The following is a 1,551-nucleotide window of genomic DNA, read 5'->3' as shown; positions in this document are numbered from 1 at the left end:
ACACCTGAAAACTTAATTGTATTGATTTAAAATATTGAAATGGATTAAGACTTCTCCTCCCCCCTTTCTTTGTTAACGCTTCAAGCTGGTACGCGATACAAAACCAGCCCCCCTTATAGGCACTCTTGACTCTTGTAAGTCCCCCCCCTCTCTTTTCCTATCTTCTAGGAAACTTGATCACTTCATGCACCTCACTTGAAGCGCTAAGGCGCCTTAAAGCTTGGTGCAAATGTTGACTAAACTCTCGAGAATCCAAAGCCTCATCATCCCCCAAAACCGCATCAGGGGCTTTTAAAGCCAGATTCCCCGCATTCTTTGGCATCAAGCGGCTTACCTTTGGGGAAACAGAACGCTTGGATTTTGCATCATCCCCCCTCCTTGCAACTTTTGCATAAACATCCGCCAATTGATCCGGCGCAAGCTTTGCCGCCAACTGCTTTTCTGCTTTAACAGCTCTCACATATTCTTTACGCAAACGCCCATTCAAGCGCGCCGCCTGCTGGTCGTAAAAACCCACATCCGCAAGGCAAGGCGCCAAACAAAGCAACTGATTATTCAAATCATAAACCCGCAAATCTTGATGCAAATTATCCGGGTCAAAGCGCACAATCACCTTTTCTCCTGCATAACTGTTCAACGCCCGCGCCCAATAGCGATTGCCATAAAAATGGATCTCGCCCGTCCCCTTTTGCGTACGCAATGCCTCTGAAGTCAAAAGCCATAAAGCCCTCTGTGCCGCGGTTGCTTGCCGAACAATCGTTCCCTCTGCTTGCAAACTCTCAGTAAAGGTCTCATCAAAACTGCGCCCCGCACAATTAACCGCCTTGCGTCCCGCTTGCGCATTATGCGCCACAATCTGCGCCCCAACATGGGCTTTAAATTTTTCCAAATCTATCGCCCGCTTGCCATAATCTTCCGGCTTGGCATCCGGTTTATTACCCGTATAAGCCCCCGCACATAACGGGTGTTTTGAAATCGCCTCTGCCAAATCACGCCATGCCCGCTCAATCGGTTTAGACTGTCCGCTATAAGGTGTGGTCCATTGCAATTGAATACCCAAACTGGTCAAAAGACCCTGCGGTTCATCCGCCTTAATCTTAAAACGAAAGCGGTTGGAGACACCTCCAGAAATCCATTTGCTGGTAAAAGCACGCCCATTATCCAAAGTCATGCGCTCTGGTATCCCATAAGCCTCCACCATATCCCCAATCACCAAACGTACGATTTCCCAAGTCTCAGCATCCGATAAGCGCCATGATAAAATCTTGCCTGAATAAAGATCTTGAATGGCAATCAAATAAAGCCGTACAGGCTTCTCACCCCAAGGAACATTCACAAAAACATCCAACTTATGCCCGTCCATATTCACCGCTTCCATTGCATGCAAGGCACGCCGATCACGCCGTTGGGCGGGATAAAGCTTTTTTGCCCTCTCCTCTCCCTCACGCGCTAAAACCACAACCGCTTTGGAAACTTGTGCCTTAAAACGACGCCGTAACGCCCGCTCTGAAGGGATCGGCGCCCAACCTTTCTCCTGCGCCACCGAAACCA

At 48.9% G+C, this 1,551-nt stretch carries 1 protein-coding gene; it reads right to left on the bottom strand.

The window, feature by feature from the left end; all coding sequences use genetic code 11:
* Positions 1-157: 157 nt before the first annotated feature.
* On the bottom strand, positions 158-1,551 hold a 1,394-nt coding region (locus tag ABD915_RS09560; protein WP_345117706.1), incomplete at its 5' end, for a transposase domain-containing protein.

This window comes from Bartonella jaculi (assembly GCF_039543045.1).
In the GTDB taxonomy this organism is placed as follows: Bacteria; Pseudomonadota; Alphaproteobacteria; order Rhizobiales; family Rhizobiaceae; genus Bartonella; species Bartonella jaculi.
This window is presented reverse-complemented; position numbering and strand designations above follow the sequence as displayed.